Source organism: Helicobacter pylori (assembly GCF_011140715.1).
Taxonomy (GTDB): Bacteria; Campylobacterota; Campylobacteria; order Campylobacterales; family Helicobacteraceae; genus Helicobacter; species Helicobacter pylori_DA.
In genome coordinates, this window is the sequence record NZ_SFZZ01000060.1 from 81784 (window position 1) to 98269 (window position 16486).

General features: G+C 39.7%; 18 protein-coding genes. 3 read left to right on the forward strand and 15 right to left on the reverse strand.

Translation table 11 applies throughout. The features are described from left to right. Nucleotides 1–36 precede the first annotated feature (36 nt). The 12 genes from EWZ81_RS06210 to EWZ81_RS06265 form a co-directional block, all read right to left on the reverse strand. Nucleotides 37–1449, reverse strand: a complete 1413-nt coding sequence (locus EWZ81_RS06210) for a mannose-1-phosphate guanylyltransferase/mannose-6-phosphate isomerase (RefSeq protein ID WP_165549376.1) — start codon at nucleotides 1447–1449, stop codon at nucleotides 37–39. Between the two features lie 70 nt (nucleotides 1450–1519). Beyond that, nucleotides 1520–2650 (reverse strand): DNA type IV secretion system protein ComB10, encoded by a 1131-nt coding sequence (locus tag EWZ81_RS06215; protein ID WP_165549377.1) that lies wholly within the window; start codon nucleotides 2648–2650, stop codon nucleotides 1520–1522. Next, nucleotides 2643–3635, reverse strand: a complete 993-nt coding sequence (locus tag EWZ81_RS06220; protein ID WP_165549378.1) for a TrbG/VirB9 family P-type conjugative transfer protein — start codon at nucleotides 3633–3635, stop codon at nucleotides 2643–2645. The genes EWZ81_RS06215 and EWZ81_RS06220 overlap by 8 nt, the downstream gene beginning before the upstream one ends. After that, nucleotides 3635–4378, reverse strand: a complete 744-nt coding sequence (locus EWZ81_RS06225) for a VirB8 family type IV secretion system protein (protein ID WP_000660536.1) — start codon at nucleotides 4376–4378, stop codon at nucleotides 3635–3637. Before EWZ81_RS06225 ends, EWZ81_RS06220 begins: the two co-directional genes overlap by 1 nt. Next, the gene (locus EWZ81_RS06230) at nucleotides 4375–4488 is read right to left on the reverse strand and encodes a hypothetical protein (RefSeq protein WP_001217870.1); all 114 of its coding nucleotides are present in this window, start codon (nucleotides 4486–4488) and stop codon (nucleotides 4375–4377) included. The genes EWZ81_RS06225 and EWZ81_RS06230 overlap by 4 nt, the downstream gene beginning before the upstream one ends. A 15-nt stretch (nucleotides 4489–4503) precedes the next feature. Continuing rightward, nucleotides 4504–5559, reverse strand: coding sequence for a type IV secretion system protein (locus tag EWZ81_RS06235; protein ID WP_165549388.1), 1056 nt, complete (start codon nucleotides 5557–5559; stop codon nucleotides 4504–4506). A gap of 7 nt (nucleotides 5560–5566) precedes the next feature. Continuing rightward, complete coding sequence (locus EWZ81_RS06240; protein ID WP_165549379.1) at nucleotides 5567–6571, reverse strand: PDZ domain-containing protein; 1005 nt, start codon at nucleotides 6569–6571, stop codon at nucleotides 5567–5569. Beyond that, the gene (locus EWZ81_RS06245; protein WP_000347926.1) at nucleotides 6571–6873 is read right to left on the reverse strand and encodes a YbaB/EbfC family nucleoid-associated protein; all 303 of its coding nucleotides are present in this window, start codon (nucleotides 6871–6873) and stop codon (nucleotides 6571–6573) included. Before EWZ81_RS06245 ends, EWZ81_RS06240 begins: the two co-directional genes overlap by 1 nt. A 2-nt stretch (nucleotides 6874–6875) precedes the next feature. Continuing rightward, nucleotides 6876–7229, reverse strand: coding sequence for an aspartate 1-decarboxylase (gene panD, locus EWZ81_RS06250; RefSeq protein ID WP_000142261.1), 354 nt, complete (start codon nucleotides 7227–7229; stop codon nucleotides 6876–6878). Then, nucleotides 7219–9444 (reverse strand): AAA family ATPase, encoded by a 2226-nt coding sequence (locus tag EWZ81_RS06255; protein ID WP_165549380.1) that lies wholly within the window; start codon nucleotides 9442–9444, stop codon nucleotides 7219–7221. Before EWZ81_RS06255 ends, panD begins: the two co-directional genes overlap by 11 nt. Next, nucleotides 9444–9719, reverse strand: a complete 276-nt coding sequence (locus EWZ81_RS06260; RefSeq protein ID WP_000784903.1) for an ATP-dependent Clp protease adaptor ClpS — start codon at nucleotides 9717–9719, stop codon at nucleotides 9444–9446. The genes EWZ81_RS06255 and EWZ81_RS06260 overlap by 1 nt, the downstream gene beginning before the upstream one ends. A 20-nt stretch (nucleotides 9720–9739) precedes the next feature. Beyond that, a complete protein-coding gene (locus tag EWZ81_RS06265; RefSeq protein ID WP_001023008.1) occupies nucleotides 9740–10153 on the reverse strand; it encodes a universal stress protein in 414 nt (137 codons plus the stop codon). A 109-nt stretch (nucleotides 10154–10262) separates the two neighbouring features. Here EWZ81_RS06265 and EWZ81_RS06270 point away from each other — a divergent pair, with 109 nt between their 5' ends. Continuing rightward, complete coding sequence (locus EWZ81_RS06270; RefSeq protein WP_165549381.1) at nucleotides 10263–12071, forward strand: hypothetical protein; 1809 nt, start codon at nucleotides 10263–10265, stop codon at nucleotides 12069–12071. A gap of 3 nt (nucleotides 12072–12074) precedes the next feature. After that, nucleotides 12075–12731: a dethiobiotin synthase gene (bioD, locus tag EWZ81_RS06275; RefSeq protein ID WP_165549382.1), complete on the forward strand. Its 657-nt coding sequence runs from the start codon at nucleotides 12075–12077 to the stop codon at nucleotides 12729–12731. Here the strand turns inward: bioD and EWZ81_RS06280 are convergent. Then, nucleotides 12708–13235, reverse strand: a complete 528-nt coding sequence (locus tag EWZ81_RS06280; protein WP_165549383.1) for a DUF1523 family protein — start codon at nucleotides 13233–13235, stop codon at nucleotides 12708–12710. The genes bioD and EWZ81_RS06280 overlap by 24 nt on opposite strands. A 67-nt stretch (nucleotides 13236–13302) precedes the next feature. Further along, nucleotides 13303–14580 (reverse strand): isocitrate dehydrogenase (NADP(+)), encoded by a 1278-nt coding sequence (gene icd, locus EWZ81_RS06285; protein WP_165549384.1) that lies wholly within the window; start codon nucleotides 14578–14580, stop codon nucleotides 13303–13305. A gap of 201 nt (nucleotides 14581–14781) precedes the next feature. Between icd and EWZ81_RS06290 the strand changes: the two genes are divergently transcribed. Beyond that, nucleotides 14782–16062, forward strand: a complete 1281-nt coding sequence (locus EWZ81_RS06290) for a citrate synthase (RefSeq protein WP_120849134.1) — start codon at nucleotides 14782–14784, stop codon at nucleotides 16060–16062. 42 nt (nucleotides 16063–16104) lie between these two features. On the opposite strand, the gene EWZ81_RS08505 is transcribed toward EWZ81_RS06290, so the two are convergent. Beyond that, nucleotides 16105–16245: a hypothetical protein gene (locus tag EWZ81_RS08505; RefSeq protein WP_165549328.1), complete on the reverse strand. Its 141-nt coding sequence runs from the start codon at nucleotides 16243–16245 to the stop codon at nucleotides 16105–16107. Between the last annotated feature and the right edge of the window lie 241 nt (nucleotides 16246–16486).

The following is a 16486-nucleotide window of genomic DNA, read 5'->3' on the forward strand; positions in this document are numbered from 1 at the left end:
TTCCTTTATTGAATTTTATTTATTAAATTTCCTTTATTAGGCGTTTTGATTCTGTCTGTTAAAATCGTCATCAACCCTTACAATATCGTCTTCACCGACATACTCGCCCACTTGGACCTCTATGATAATCAAAGGGATTTTGCCGTAATTAGCCAGGCGGTGTAGGGTGTTTTTAGGGATATAAGTGGACTCATTAGCTTGCAATTCAAACGATTGGTGATCCAACTCCACGCTCGCCATCCCGCTAATCACCACCCAGTGTTCGCTCCTGTGGAAATGTTTCTGTAAAGAAAGCCTAGCGTTTGGTTTGACTTCTAAAATCTTAACCTTGTAACACCCACTCTCATGCAAGACTTCATAGCTCCCCCAAGGGCGATACACTTTAGTGTGCGTTTGCAACAATTCTTGGTTGTTTGTTTCTATCTCGCTCACTAAAGCTTTTAAATCCTTAGCCTTGTCTTTATGAGCGATTAAAAGAGCGTCTTTAGTGTCAATGATGGCTAAGTTCTCAACGCCTAAAAGAGCGCTCACTTTATGAGAAAACACTAAATTATTTGTGCTTTCTTTGGCAAAAACAGGCGTTTGATTCAAGCTGACATTTTCTTTAGGCTCGTTAGCCACTTCTTCAAAAAGAGCGTTAAAATTCCCTAAATCGCTCCATTTGGCGTTTAATCCTACCATTTTGATTTTGTGGCTTTGCTGCATTAAGGCTATATCAATACTCATGTCTTCTAAATCTTGCATGCTCTTTTCGCTCAAACGAGCGATCTTTTGTTCAAAAAAATACGCGTTTTCTAACGATTCAAACGCTCTTTCGCACCCCTTTAAAATAGTGGGGGCATGCTTTTTTAGTTCGTCTAAAAAAACGCCCGCTTGGAAAACAAACATGCCGCTATTGAAATAAAAACCCCCGCTTTTTTGGAATTCTATCGCTTTTTCTAAACTTGGCTTTTCAATGAATCGCTTCACATCTAAACCATTAGGGCTTTCAATATACCCAAACTCCGTGTTGGGCTTTTCAATACTCACCCCAAAAGTGACTAAAAAGCCTTTTTGGGCTAAATTAATCGCTTTTTTCATCGCATTTTTATACGCTTGAAGGTCTTTAATCAAATGATCGCTTGGCGTAACGATGAGTAAATCTTCTTTATCGCTCATTAAAGCGCTCAAACTAATGGCGTTAGCGGTGTTTTTACTCAAGCTCTCTAATAAAAAACCCACGCTTTTGTTTTTGATTTCATTCTCTATTTCTTCTAGGGCTAAAAAATAATGCTTTTCATTGCACACAATGAGCGTTTCATCCACTAAGGAAGCGTTTCTTTTAAAACTCAATTCAAACAAGCTTTTATGGTCAAAAAGCTTTAAAAATTGCTTAGGGTATAGGCTACGGCTTAAAGGCCATAAGCGCTTGCCGCTCCCCCCACTCAGTAAGATATTTTTAATTTTCATGCGTTTTCTTGTCAGGCTCTCTTTTGTTTTTTAGGGTTATTATAGCGTTTTTAATTGGGCATTTTTTAAGTCACTTCAAAAACTCAGCGATGACTTCATTCTCTCTGGGTATAGGGAAGAAGATGTCAGTATTGGGCGAAATGAAGACCCTACTCCCCTCTCTAATCACCACAATGGGGGCGATCTTGCTCTTGTCTCTTAAAATTTGATTCACGACTTGATTGATCCCCATACCGCTTTGCCTCATCAATTGCAATAAAAGATAATCCCCAAAGAAATTAGTCACCTCTTCTTTATTGCCTCTATTGTTTAAAGCTGAAGTGATCCCAATCAATAAGCCGTTAGTGAGCGTAGAAAGCAGTAACGGCACGCCATAGCGTTGGAAATTCCTTTCAATCAATTCCCCCACTAAGCCGTTATAGCCTTTAATGTCCGCCCCTTTAGCGTTAGTGAGCATGATATTGATGCCATGGGGAGTGATGATGCGGCTCCATACAATATCCAAGCGGTATTCGCCCATTTTGTTATTGTTGCTGTAATAGCCTATGACTTTAGAGCCTTTGGGGATTAAAACAGCCTTTCCCATGCTTGCAAAAATATCGCTTTCCACTTGCGCAATCACTTTACCAGCGATCTGGCTAGAAATGGGCGTGATCAAAAAAGCGGGTATCATTTTATCCGCTGTAATGGTGCGTAAAAGCTTGTTTTCATTAGTGGCAATGTCTTTTTCTTTAAGGTTAGTGAAACCATCAATGCCATTAGGGTTATCCATGGGGAAAATCAGGTTTTCTTCGTAATTTTTAGGGCTTTGCTTGAAAGGGGTGATGCGAGCGGCTAATAAATCTAATTGCTTTAGAGAAAAATCTTTTTTAGGGGGGGTTGTTTTTGGATCCATGGGAGGGCTAGTAAAAGTTTCTTCTTTGGAATGGTTCATTTCTTTGGAGTTTAGGGCTTTTAAAGCGGCTTTGAGCTGTTCTTGTAAGGCTTTAATGGTGGCGTCTTTAGAGCTTTCTGTGTTAGTTGGCTGTGGGTTTTGAGTGAAGGTGTAGTCTTGTAAGGGGTATTTCACCTCATCGTCATTCAAAAGATTGGGTTGGCTATTTAGGGGGGCTTTTGGCTTTTGGTGGTAGATTAAAGAAAAGGTTGTAATCGTTGCAAAACCCCCTACAAAAACAACCGCCCCCTTAAGCCACTTATTCATCTTTACCCCTTTTGACAAAACGGACACACAAATAGTCCTTACCCAGCCTTAAAGTCCATTTAGCCGAAACGTCTTCAGCGATAATGTAATCGCCCACAATCCTTGTATTCACCGGGTTATCATAGCCATCAACGACCTTATAAATCACCGGGAATTTAGAGAGCGCTAATCTTTTGTCAAATTTGAAATAAGTGAATTGCTTGTCGTTAAAGATTTCTTCAGGCATTAAGGAGAGTTTGGATTTTTTAGAACAAATCCCTAAACAATACCATTTCCTTTGAGAGCTTTTTAAAGCCTTATAGCCTTTTTGGATGTCTTTTTTAACGATTTTCATCGCATTGGTGTTGTCGCCAATAGTTATAGTCTCTTCTTCTTTTTCTTTGGTTTCTTCTTTTTCTTCTTTTAAGGGTTCTTCTTTTAAGGGCTTGTTGTCGTTTGTGGGGGCGTTTTCAAGGGCATTTTCTTTATTTTCTTTTTGGGGCTTCAAAAAAGCGTTAGAATAATAATTTTTATCTTCTATGAAAACCTGTAAATTAGGGTGTTTGGAGCTAGTGAAAGTGGTAGAAAACACATAGAAAGAAAAAATCTTACCCTCATTATCAATCACGCTGATATTAGAATCCACGCCAATTTGTAGGGGTTTGATGAGCAAAATGCGATCGTTACTTTCTAAGATTTTTGCGTCAAAGCCCACCTTATCCCCTAAAACAAAATCGCTAATGGGTTTTGAAAAAAACAATAAGGTCGCCATCGCATAACGCAAGCGGATTTTATAGGTTTGCCCTTGAAAGTAATCAATGTTCAAAGTGTTGGACATTTTTGAGCGGTTTTTATCAAAAAAGCTCCCTTGAATGGCGTTTAAATCCTGCATGGGGTGGTTTAAATGCGCCGGGGCTGTTTCGTTCGCTTCTTCTAAAAAGTCATCGGCTTTTAAAGCGCTAAAAGCCAACAAAAAGCCCATGAGGGCATATAAAACCTTACGCATCAATCGCCCCTATTAGTCGGCGCGATTTCAGTGATGCTGTAGCGAGTGATTTTAAAGCCGGTAGGGTTTTTAGGCATGGAAGCGTAATCAAAATCCGGGGTGTCAAACAGATAACTCAATACGATCTTATAACGCTTTTCATACACTAGCTTGTTTTCATTCAAAAGTTTAGCCGCAATGGAAACGCTCGCAATGGGGTTATTGTCTTGCTGATAGATCGCAATATTGACGATATGGACTTCTCTTTCTAAATGGCTTTGCGCATAAATGCTGTTTTGCGTTTTAATCAAATCTTCAAAGCGTTGCCACACTTTAGAACTGCTTTGCAAGCGCACCAATTCATAGCGCGATTTATCGTCAATGCGATTAATACTCTCTCGGTTTAACACATACGCCCCAATGAGCGAACGAGCCAACGCTTCATTACTGGAAATGCTTTTATCCGCTCTTTGGATAATGGCGTAATGCTTGTCCTGGTTTAAAAAATCCACGAAATGGTGTTCGGTTTTTTGTAAGGGCAGGATACTGATTAAAACGATCGCTAAGATAAGCGCGATAAAGCTCATCAAACCTAAAAGCCTGTAAGCGATTTTCAAGCGGTTCCTTTCTAGCCGAAACACGCTTTGCATGTCCAAATCGTTCACCGAAAAACCAGAAAGCTTGTTTTCTAAATGCTTTTCTTGGTGGCTTAAAAGCTCTTCTAAATAGATCAACTGCTCGCTATTGAAAGGCTTTTCTTTCATGCGAGATTTAACCTGTTTTCATACAAGGTGCAAGGGCTTTTTTTCATCTCATGCACCTTACTGGTGCAACCAAATAACAAAAGTCCCATGATAACAAAAAAAATTCTCATTAAATTCCCATTTATTTAAAATTCATTTTTTGTATTTATTGTATCCTTTTTAACCTTTTTTTGCTTGAAATTTGGGATTTTTACATCTAATTGAGTGGTTTCTACCTTAAATGTGGGGGAATGCGTTTCTTTTTCTTTAGAGACGCTTTCGTTCATAGAAGAAGAAACGCTAGAGGGAGCGGGCGAGGTCGTGATATATTGTAAAGATTGCAAAGCGCTTTGAGTGAGGTTAGCGCTCAAATTGGTGGCGAGTTTGTAAGTTTCTTTGAGACTGTTTTGCACCCTAAACAAAGCGTTGATGAAAAAAGGTACGCCGATGATAAAAACGCAACACAAAAATAACGCCACCACCAATAAAAAGCTTAAGTCTTGTTTTTCTTGCATGCTAGCGTCCATTAACGCCTTAGTAACCGACACGTTCAAAAACCCCACCAACAACAAAAAAGGCTTGTAAAACCCAAGAGCGAAGCATTTTTTAAGGCATATAATCACAACGCTCCTCCAGTTTTTAAAAAACCCAAACGCTAAAAACAGCGCCCCTAAAGAGCACCACACATGCGCTTCCAAATACACTAAAATGATGATCGCAAACAGCACACTCAAAAAAAGCGCTTGCAAAATGCTTAAAAAAAGCCACACGGACATTTCATTATGGCTCAAATCGCTAATGAAACTAAGGGCATAAAAACCATGATTGAAGATAAAATCTAAAGAAAGCGCGTGGTTAGAAAAGTTACTCAAGCTTTGAGAAAGGCTTTGCGTGATCATGTTAGGCGCAATAAAAATAGCGTTTTGAAACAATTCATAAAAGCGCGAAGGGTTTTTCAAAGCGTAATTAAACAGCGCAAAAAACCCCACAAATAATAACGCTTCTAAAAGCGCGCTAGCGCTGAAGAAATTCTGTTCTTTCAAACTCCTGTAAGCAAAGAGCATGAACGCCAAAGCGACCACGCTATTAAACACCAATTGTGCATGCAAGGTGTAGAGGAAAAATTCAGCGAAACGCCCTAAAATCGCCGTGAGAGGCGTGATAAACCAAGAAAGGATAATCTCATAAGCGTCATTTTTCATCAATGTTTCAACGGACTTTAATGTAAAATTCAAAGCCTTTACGCCAAACTAGTAATTCAATTTTAGGCGCGCTTAACGCTTCTCTTAAAGCCTTCGGGTTGAACGAAACGCTTTTATAATTCACCCATAAAATCCTATCCCCAAGCTTTAAAAAATCTAGGCCTTTGGGCAAATGATTGCCTATTTTAGTGATAGTAAAACGCTCGTCTAAAGCGATGCCATAGCGTTCTAAAAAAGTGTCTTTGAGTAAAAACCCTCCGTAACGCTTATTGACTTTGAGCGTTACTTCTTTGATTTGGCGGTTCCGTTTGATTTTCACTTTGGCAAGGCTTTGGTATTTAAGATTGCTCACCACCCATTCAAACTCCGCTAACGAATGGATCTTGTAATCATTGATCGCTAGGATTTCATCGTTTTTTAAAAAAGGGTTTTTAGGGAAAAAGGGATCAAATTGCACTACCACTAAACGCTTATGATGTTCTTTTAAACGCACCCCAATATCCCCATAATAAGGCTCTTTTTGGTTTAAAAAGCGCTTGATAAATTTCGTTTCCATAAAGCCATTCCCCCCTACCCCTAGCCCTAGCATTTGATAGCAAATATTGCTGATAACGCCATTTTTTTGAATCTTTTGTGAAATTTGAGCGTAGCGGTCATAGCCTTTTTGCCCCACTAATAATCGCGCTTCTGTGGCTTGATTATCCCCTATGCTAGCCATGGGTCTTATAAGGGCGTCTTTGTCCAAATCCCTTAATGTATAAACATACTCGCTTGGTGCGCTTTGCAACAAATACAGCCCTATAAAAGGATCGGATTTGATGACTTTAGCGTGTTTGGGGTAGGTTTTGGAATAATACAAATACACGCCTTTAGGCAGTTCTTTTAAAGCCACGCCCCCTTTTTGAAGGCTCGCTTTTTTAAAAAACGCCTGACAATGCTTGAAATCATAAGCCCCTAAACCATTCAAAAAACCCAACAGAGCGATAAAAACGATAAGGGTCTTATAAAGCATCACAACTTGGCGAAATTCCCCAACATGTTAAAGGCTAAATTCTTTCGGTTTTCTTCTACGGCTTTATACCCGTCATTCAAAGCGCTCATCAAATAGATTTGCATCGCTTCTTTATCTTCTAACAGGCTGTCATCAATTTGCAAATCCACTAATTCCCCCAACCCATTAAAACTCACGCTCACCATTCCCCCACCGCTTTTGGAAGTGTGGATCGTGTCTTTATTCTTTTCTTCTAGTTGGGAAAACTCTTTTTTCATGCCGTCTAATAACCCGCTTAACCCGCCCAATTGACTGAAATCCATCTCTAACCCTTTTCTAAAATTTCGTTTTTTTCATCCACTAGCACGATGCTCGGCTTGTGTGCGTTGATTTCATCTTCATTCATGCTCGCATAAGCTAAAATGATCACCACATCGCCTATGGCCACCTTTCTGGCCGCTGCGCCATTGACGCAAATTTCGCCCTTTTTTTTCCCTAAAATCACATAGGTGCTGAAGCGTTCGCCGTTATTGACATCCACGATTTCCACTTTCATGCCCTCTCTGAGCTTAGCCAGCTTGGCTAAATTCTCATCTATGGTGATCGAGCCTATGTAATTGAGGTTAGCGTCTGTGATAGTAGCCCTATGGATTTTACTATAAAGCATTTCAAAAGTCATTTTCTTTCACCTTTTGTGCGCGCTTGATTTCTTTTAGAACCAATTGGTTTTTTTCTAGCAAGCAAGCGATCTTACAAGGTTTTTTAAGCGATTGCAAGAGCAGTAGATCGCTTAATGGGGTTTTGATCTCATTGTGAATGATTTTTTTAATCTCTCTCGCTCCTAAAGTCGTTTGGTAGCTTTTTTGCGCGATGAATTTCACAACTTCTTTATGGAATTTTAAGGCTATATCTTGCTCTAGCGCTAGGGTTTTTAATTTGTCTAATTCCACAGAGACAATGCGTTCAAAATCCTCCAAACTGAGCGCATTAAACGGCACGATCGCATCAATCCTGGATCGTAATTCAGGGGTCAAAAGCTCTTTAACGGCTTTATCATACTTGGCGTTTTTAGCGCTAAAAAACCCCAGCGTGTCCTTATCCTTACTCCCCACATTTGAAGTCATAATCAGTATCACATGCTTAAAACTCGCCTTGTTGCCTAAATTATCGCTCAAAGTGGCTTTATCCATCACCTGCAACAACAAATCATACACATTAGGGTGGGCCTTTTCTATCTCATCTAAAAGCAGCAAACAATGCGGGTGCTTTTTAATCGCATTCACCAATAACCCCCCTTGCTCAAACCCCACATAACCGCTAGGACTCCCAATGAGCTTTGCCACGCTATGGGCTTCTTTGTATTCGCTCATGTCAAAGCGTTCAAAATGCAAATTCAAATTCAAGGCCAATTCTTTAGCCAATTCTGTTTTCCCCACCCCACTAGGCCCCACGAATAAAAAGCTCCCCACAGGCTTATTTTTTGCAGAAAGCCCGCAATGCTGGATTTTGATCGCATTGCTGACAAGACTGATCGCGTCTGCTTGGGCAAAAATCTTATTTTTAAGCGATTTTTCTAAATTCCTTAAAAGAGCTTTTTTATCGTTGCTCAAACGCATTTTAGGGATTTTAAGCTTTAGAGCGAGCGTTTCTTTCACGTCATCAACACCGATTTTTTTGCCCTTTTTGGGGTTGATTTTTTTCCTCGATCCCACCTCATCTAATAATTCAATCGCTTTATCCGGCAAGAATTTATCATGCATGTAATCACTCGTTAAATCCACGCATGCCTTAAACACGCTCTCATCATAACGCACCTGGTGGTGTTCTTCATAAAGAGGAGCGATCTTTTTTAAAATCAAGTAACACGCCTCTTTAGAAGGCTCTTCAACTTTTATGACTGAAAAACGCCTATTAAAAGCCTTGTCTTTTTCAAACACGCTGCGGTATTCTTCAAAAGTGGTCGCTCCTAAACATTTCAAACCCCCATCCGTTAAAACCGGCTTTAATATATTCGCTGCATCCAAGCTCCCAGCGTTACTGCTCCCTGCGCCTAAAAGGGTGTGGATTTCATCAATGAATAAAATGATACGGCCGTTTTGTTGGATTTCTTTGAGCGTTTTTTTCAAGCGTTTTTCAAAATCCCCTCTGTATTTTGCCCCAGCCACCATTAAAGCCAAATCCAAAGAATAAACTTCATATTCTTGCAAAAACTCCGGCACTTCTTTTTGAGCGATTTTTAAAGCCAAAGCTTCAGCGATGGAGGTTTTTCCTACGCCCGCTTCGCCAATTAAAAGCGGGTTATTCTTTTTCCTGCGCCCTAAAATTTCTATCACTCTTAAAATCTCTTCTTCTCTGCCAATGACTGGATCTAAAGCGTTGTCTTGGGCTAAAGCGCTTAAGTTTTTAGCGTATTTTTTTAGGGGAGTGTTTTTGGGCGCTTCTTCATTATCATTAATGTCATTAGGAATACCATGGTTGTCCAAATCCAATAAAGCAGGATTAGAATACAAACGAGCGATGCCAAAACTATCCATGAGTTTTGAAGCGTAACAATCGGGGTGATCCAGCATTAAAATAAGCAATTCTTCCACGCCCACGCTCTCAAAACAACTCGCATACATTCTTTTAAGCATTCTTAATAGCACAAAACTCCTAGCAGGCATTTTGGCTGGATCGCTCTTTAAAGGCACATATTGCAACAAATAGTCTTTAAGGATTTGTTTTAATTTATCATAGTCATCTCTTTCTAAAGCGCCAATAATCTTTTCCCCGCTCTCATGTTCTAAAATGACTAGTAGCACATGCTCTGTGGTGCAAAGGGCGTGGTTAAGATCTAGGGCTAAATTTAAAGCTTGGTTTAGAACTTCATTGAGATCTTGATTGAATTTAGCCATTATTTTATCTCTTCTACCAATAATTTTAAGGGGAGATCTAGCTCTCTGGCCTTATCCCTAACCCATGCTGCCCTATGCCTGGCAATATCATAAGGATAGACGCCACAAACCCCACAGCCATCACGATGGATGCTTGATGTGAGGGCTTTGGCCTCTTCTAAAGACTTGTCAAAAAAATCCCTCAAAGCAGAGATGACAAATTCCGCTGTCGTAATGGGGTCATCAACCATGATCACTTGCGCCATGGTGGGGGTGGGTATGTTATACATTTTCATGTTCATGCCGCTTATCCATGCTACTTGGCGATCACAACAGGGATACTGGATTGTTCAACCAAGCTATTTTGGTGCGAAATGAACAAACGATACAACAAATTAGATTCGCTCGCTCCGATCAATAACAAATCATAATCCTTAGCCATTTCTAAAACCACATCAATCAAATCACCGCTTTTTAAAACGCTCTCGCACTCTATATTTTCTTTTTTGAAAGCGTCTTCAAATTGCTTTAACAAAGCCTTAGCCTTTTCTTCTTCTAAGGCTTCTGTCTGGCCATAATCCATCATCCCGCTTTCGCTATAAATAAACACTTCCATGCTCACATGCAATAGAGTGAAACGGACCTCTTTAAGCGAATGGGCTAATTTGACAGCGAATTTAATAGCGTTATAACATTCTTGCGTGTCGCTAATCCCAAATAAAATATTCATAAGAACCAACCTTAAATGAAGTTTTGGTATTATACCAAATAAACCCTAATGACCCGCTGAAAGCTCAAAGATAAAGCGCTACAATCTCGCTTAAAGAAAAGGACACAAAATGCTATTGAATTACGACTTTTTAGAATTTGTTGATGAGCCACAAAGAAACACTTCTTTATCTTTGACAGCATCTATTGATAAGGCGTTAGCGGACAAGAAATTAGCTAGACAAAATAAACCTAGCGTTAGGGTGCTTGGTAAGGCAATGCCCTTAAGCAAGTTTTTAGATGCTGTTGGCGATGAAATCTCACGACTTAAATATGATATGAGCCACAAAACGATTAAAGGCTCTACAATTGAGAGTTCTAATCTTATCAGCATTTATAAAAAGATTGCGAGCGGACTACCTTTTGGGACTATCTCGGCGTTTAGACCTTTTAAAGACGCTTTTTATAAAGACTTTACCGAAAAAGAACAAAACGCTCTAATCTATGCTTATAAGAGCGGAGCAGACCCTAAAAATGCGGACATAATAGCTCAATATTGGTTAAGTCAATCTGTGGATTTAGACCCATACGACCCTATTAAAGTTGTAGATTTCTTTCACCCACAACCTGAAAATGGTAAAGAAACCACAAAATTTAAAAATTACAAAGATATGATTGAGAACATTTATGCGACACTCTATAACAAATTAGGCAATTTTTATGCAGACAAATTCTTTAAGAAAAACGCCACAATGAGAGACCTTATGTCTAGTGATAAATTTGTTGAGAGGTATCGCTACACTAGAAAAGAAAATATGGCAAGGACACAACAGCTAAAAGACATATTGAATATTGACAGAGATTTCATTGGTTATATTGAAGTGTTAGGATATTGGAAAGACAACCCTAAAGACAATATTTTACCAGACAAAGAGGTTAGCTTTTTCGTATTCCAAAACGAACCTAGTAGCACATTTGATTTGAAAAACCACTTATTGATATGGGGCAAACAATTCAGACAAGCAGCGATTTGCTATGGCGGACAATTAATGGCTAATAAGAATAAGACTTATAGGATAGATTTGATAAGCTCTAGCCCTAATAGTTTTGGTAAGGTATGGGCTAAATTCACAGGGATTAAATTTTCAGTCCCTAGCGACTTACCACAAGCTCTCACACGCATAAATGACAGCGTTTATACTTTTCTCTCTAGGTATAAAGAGGGTATCGGTCTTAATAAACTCGCTCTTAATAAAATCGTTAAGACAGAATTAAAAGCGACTTGTATGCCTTTTGATTACTCTAAATTGGGTATAGAGAGTGTTGGCGAGGACATTAGAGGTAATATTAAGGCATTACAGAAAATCACTCGTGGGTATGGACACCCTAAAGAGTTCTTTTTAGACGAAATGATAAAAAGACAGGAAAATGCGATTAAACGCATAGAAGCACGAAAATGTGCGGTAAGCGATGACTACCGACAAGGTATGAAGCGAAACATTCAAGTCAATAACCTTGTCAATGCTATGCGACAAGGCAAAAAAGTGAGTAGGACATTATTAGCTAAAGTGCTTGCTAACACTATTGACACCGATGCAGGGTATTGCTTCATCTCACCGACAGATTTAGCGACACAGCTTGATAGCATCAGCCCTAGACTATCTAAAAGCATCGTTACCGCCATAGAGCAAGCAGAGGGCGTTAGACTAACTTATGCGTTAATTGATAAAATCACCTACAACTCACTCCACAATATCTTAAGTTTCATTTTTGATATTGATAACCCTTTAAATGACCAAGCGTTTGAGAGACTAGTCATTGAAGTCCCAAGAGAAGCACTTAAAAATGTGAAGTTACCACAAATCAAAAATGTATTGACTTCTCAAATCTTTGATGGCGCTTATCACTTTAGAGGTAACGACTATAAATTTAAAGGTTAAACCATGCTCTTTATCAGTGCGACTAACACCAATGCCGGAAAAACCACATGCGCTAGGCTATTAGCCCAGTATTGCAACGCTTGTGGCGTTAGAACGATTCTATTAAAGCCCATTGAAACCGGCATCAATGATGCAACCAACCGCTTTAGCGACGCGCATCTATTCTTGCAAGATAACCGCCTTTTGGATCGCTCTTTAACCTTAAAAGACATTTCATTCTATCGTTATCATAAAGCTTCAGCCCCCCTCATCGCCCAACAAGAAGAAGATCCAAACGCCCCCATTGACACGAACAATTTAACCCAACGCCTCCAAAATTTCACCAAAACTTATGATTTAGTCATCGTTGAAGGGGCTGGGGGGCTATGCGTGCCTATCACTTTAGAAGAAAACATGCTGGATTTGGCCCTAAAATTAAAAGCCAAAATGCTTTTGATCAGCCATGACAATTTGGGCTTGATTAATGATTGTTTGCTGAATGACTTTTTATTGAAATCCCACCAATTAGACTATCAAATCGCTATCAATTTGAGGGAAAACAACACCGCTTTTCACAGCATCAGCTTGCCCTATATTGAGCTTTTTAATACACGCTCCAATAACCCCATTGTGATTTTCCAACAAAGCCTGAAAGAATTAATGAGCTTTGCCCTTAAATAAAGTGCAAACAGAACGCACGCTAATAAAAAAGCCCCCTAACAGCAAGGCGTATAAAATCCAGCTAAAAATGGGTTTTGAAATGTCAGTGCTCTCTTTTAAGGGCTTTAAAAAAATCACATTAGGGAACATGTTAAACAAATTGATCCGCCAACCATAGTATTGCACTTCCACTTGCTGGTTGACTAAACTTTGAGCGAGAGCTGAAATATCAGCCGAATTAAACTTAAAATAAAAAGGGAAGCCAAAGCGCGTGTCTTCGTTACGATAGACGGTTACGCTTTTTTGATCCTTAGGGTCGTAAGTTTGCACAAAATAGACATCTCTAGCAAGGGTTTTTACTTCCTTATTATTGGGCGTGTTTTCATTTTCATTCATTCTTTTGACTTCCACTCCGCTAATGACAGCCGCGCTATAATGGGGCATGCAATAGCTCACTATAAGCATGAGCGCTAAAAAGATCGCTGTTAAAATGAATAAAACCACATTACGCACAAATTTTATCAATTTCATTCCTTATGATAGTATTAGCCTAACAATCGCATTCAAACACCAGAGCTTAAAAAACGCTCTTTCACATGTTTTCAATCATCACGCTAGCAAATTCAGAGCATTTGACTTCTTTAGCCCCATCCATTAAACGAGCGAAATCATAAGTTACTTTCTTGCTCTTAATCGCTTTTTCCATCGCAGAGACGATCAAATCAGCCGCTTCCACCCAGCCCATATGCCTTAACATCATTTCCGCGCTCAAAATAATAGACCCCGGATTGACTTTATCCAGCCCGGCGTATTTAGGAGCGGTGCCATGGGTAGCTTCAAACATGCCCACCGTGTCATTGAGGTTAGCCCCAGGAGCGATACCAATACCCCCCACCATCGCCGCTAACGCATCAGAGATATAATCCCCATTCAAATTCATGGTCGCAATGACGCTGTATTCGCTAGGGCGCAATAAGATTTGTTGCAAAAACGCGTCAGCGATCATGTCTTTAATGATGATTTCTTTACCGGTTTTAGGGTTTTTCAAAGAACACCATGGGCCTTTATCAATGACTTGAGCGTTAAATTCTTTTTGAGCGAGCGCATAGCCCCATTTCATGAACGCCCCTTCGGTGTATTTCATGATGTTACCTTTATGCACAAAAGTTACGCTTGGCTTGTCGTTATCAATAGCGTATTCAATCGCTTTCCTAACCAGCCTCTCTGTGCCTTCCTTACTAATGGGTTTTACCCCTATGCCACTGCTTTCAGGGAAGCGGATTTTTTTAACCTTTAGTTCATTTTGTAAAAAATGGATGAGTTTTTTCGCTTCCGCGCTACCTTCTTGCCATTCAATGCCCGCATAAATGTCTTCAGAATTTTCTCTAAAAATCACCATATCCACTTTTTGTGGTTCTTTAACCGGGCTAGGACTCCCATACCACCGAACCGGTCTCAAGCACACATACAAATCCATTTTTTGGCGTAACGCTACATTCAAAGATCTAAACCCCTCACCAATAGGCGTGGTCAAAGGCCCTTTAATAGAGACTTTATAATGATTAATCGCTTCAATAGTGTCCGGTAAGAGCCATTGCTCTTCGGGGCTTAATTCCTTGTGATCTTTAAATTTTTGATAGCATTTTTCGCCCACAAACACCTCATACCATGCGATTTTTTTCTCGCCCTTATAAGCCTTTTGAACCGCACTATCCACGACTTTAATCATCGCTGGGGTAATATCCGATCCAATGCCATCGCCCTCAATGAAAGGGATAATGGGGTAATTTGGCACATGCAATCTGTTGTCTTTAATCGTAATTTCTTCGCCCTCTTTAGGTTTTTGTAAAATTTTAGGGTTGTAAGCCATTGTCTATCCTTTTTCTAAAGTTTGAGTAACTATACTAGCGCAAAAATACTATATAACCCTTAAAAATCTTTTTTTGAATGCGTGTTTAAAAGTAGCGGTTAGGAATAACTTGAAATAAAACGAAATGTTTTTAAAAGAAATCATTTAATTTTTTGGCTTATAATTAGGAGTTGAATATTATCAAAACTTAAGGAAATCACAATGTCTGTTACTTTAATCAATAATGAGAATAATGAACGCTACGAATTTGAGATGATTGAATGCACTCGTGGGCCTAAAGCGGTGGATTTTTCCAAGCTTTTTGAAACGACCGGGTTTTTTTCTTACGATCCAGGGTATTCTTCTACCGCCGGGTGCCAATCTAAGATCAGCTATATCAATGGCAAAAAAGGCGAATTGTATTACAGAGGGCATAGGATAGAAGATTTAGTCGCCAAATACAAATATGTAGATGTGTGTAGACTATTACTCACAGGGGAATTACCCAAAAATCAAGATGAAAGCCTAGAGTTTGAATTGGAACTACGCCACAGAAGCTTTGTGCATGAGAGCTTACTCAACATGTTTTCAGCTTTCCCTAGCAACGCCCACCCTATGGCGAAACTCTCTAGCGGGGTGTCTATCTTATCCACCCTTTATTCCACGCACCAAAACATGCACACTGAAGAAGATTACCAGACTATGGCCAGAAGGATTGTCGCTAAAATCCCCACGCTTGCGGCTATTTGCTATCGTAACGAAGTGGGAGCACCCATTATTTATCCGGATATCGCACGCTCTTATGTGGAAAATATCCTTTTCATGCTGAGAGGTTACCCTTATAGCCGCTTAAAACACACCACTCAAGGCGAAGTAGAAATCACGCCCCTAGAAGTGGAAGCCTTTGATAAAATCCTAACTTTGCACGCTGATCATGGGCAAAACGCCTCTTCTACCACGGTAAGGAATGTCGCTAGCACCGGCGTGCATCCTTATGCCGCCATTAGCGCGGGCATTAGCGCTTTATGGGGGCATTTGCATGGCGGAGCGAATGAAAAAGTCCTTTTACAATTAGAAGAAATCGGCGATGTGAAAAATGTGGATAAATACATCGTGCGCGTAAAAGACAAAAACGATAATTTCAAACTCATGGGCTTTGGGCATAGGGTGTATAAAAGCTACGATCCGCGCGCCAAAATCTTAAAAGGTCTAAAAGACGAACTGCACCAAAAAGGCGTTAAAATGGATGAACGCTTGAGCGAAATCGCCGCGAAAGTGGAAGAAATCGCACTAAAAGACGAGTATTTCATTGAAAGGAATCTCTACCCTAATGTGGATTTTTACTCCGGCACGATCTTAAGGGCTTTAAAAATCCCGGTGCGTTTCTTCACGCCGGTGTTTGTCATTGGCAGAACCGTGGGCTGGTGCGCTCAATTATTAGAGCATGTCAAAAGCCCGCAAGCCAGGATCACGCGCCCAAGACAAGTCTATGTAGGGGATTAGGCTTTGTCCTAATTTTGCCCTAACAGAGCGTTGGTGATAGTTTTAAGAAACGCTCAAATCCTTTTTAAAAGAGTGAGAAACTCGCACCAAGCTTTTTAAATAACCGCATGCAAACGCCCCAAAACTCAAGGATAGCCCCGCTTTTTTAAAGAACCCTTGAGTGTTTGGGGAAAATGATTGCAAAACCTTTTTATCTCCTTAAGAAAATCATTATTACAACAAAATTTACAAATAAATCCAAAGAAAAAATCCTTTTTACAACAAATCTCAAACAACCAAACCAAACGATCAAAGTTAAAAAAACCCCTTTTTTTTATAGTTACCCCCATTCAAACAACCTCATTTCTTTTAAAATGACCTTTACTGGTTTAATATTTGTTTAGAAACGCTACAAAAACCTTTTTTTTTTTTTTTTTTTTTTTTT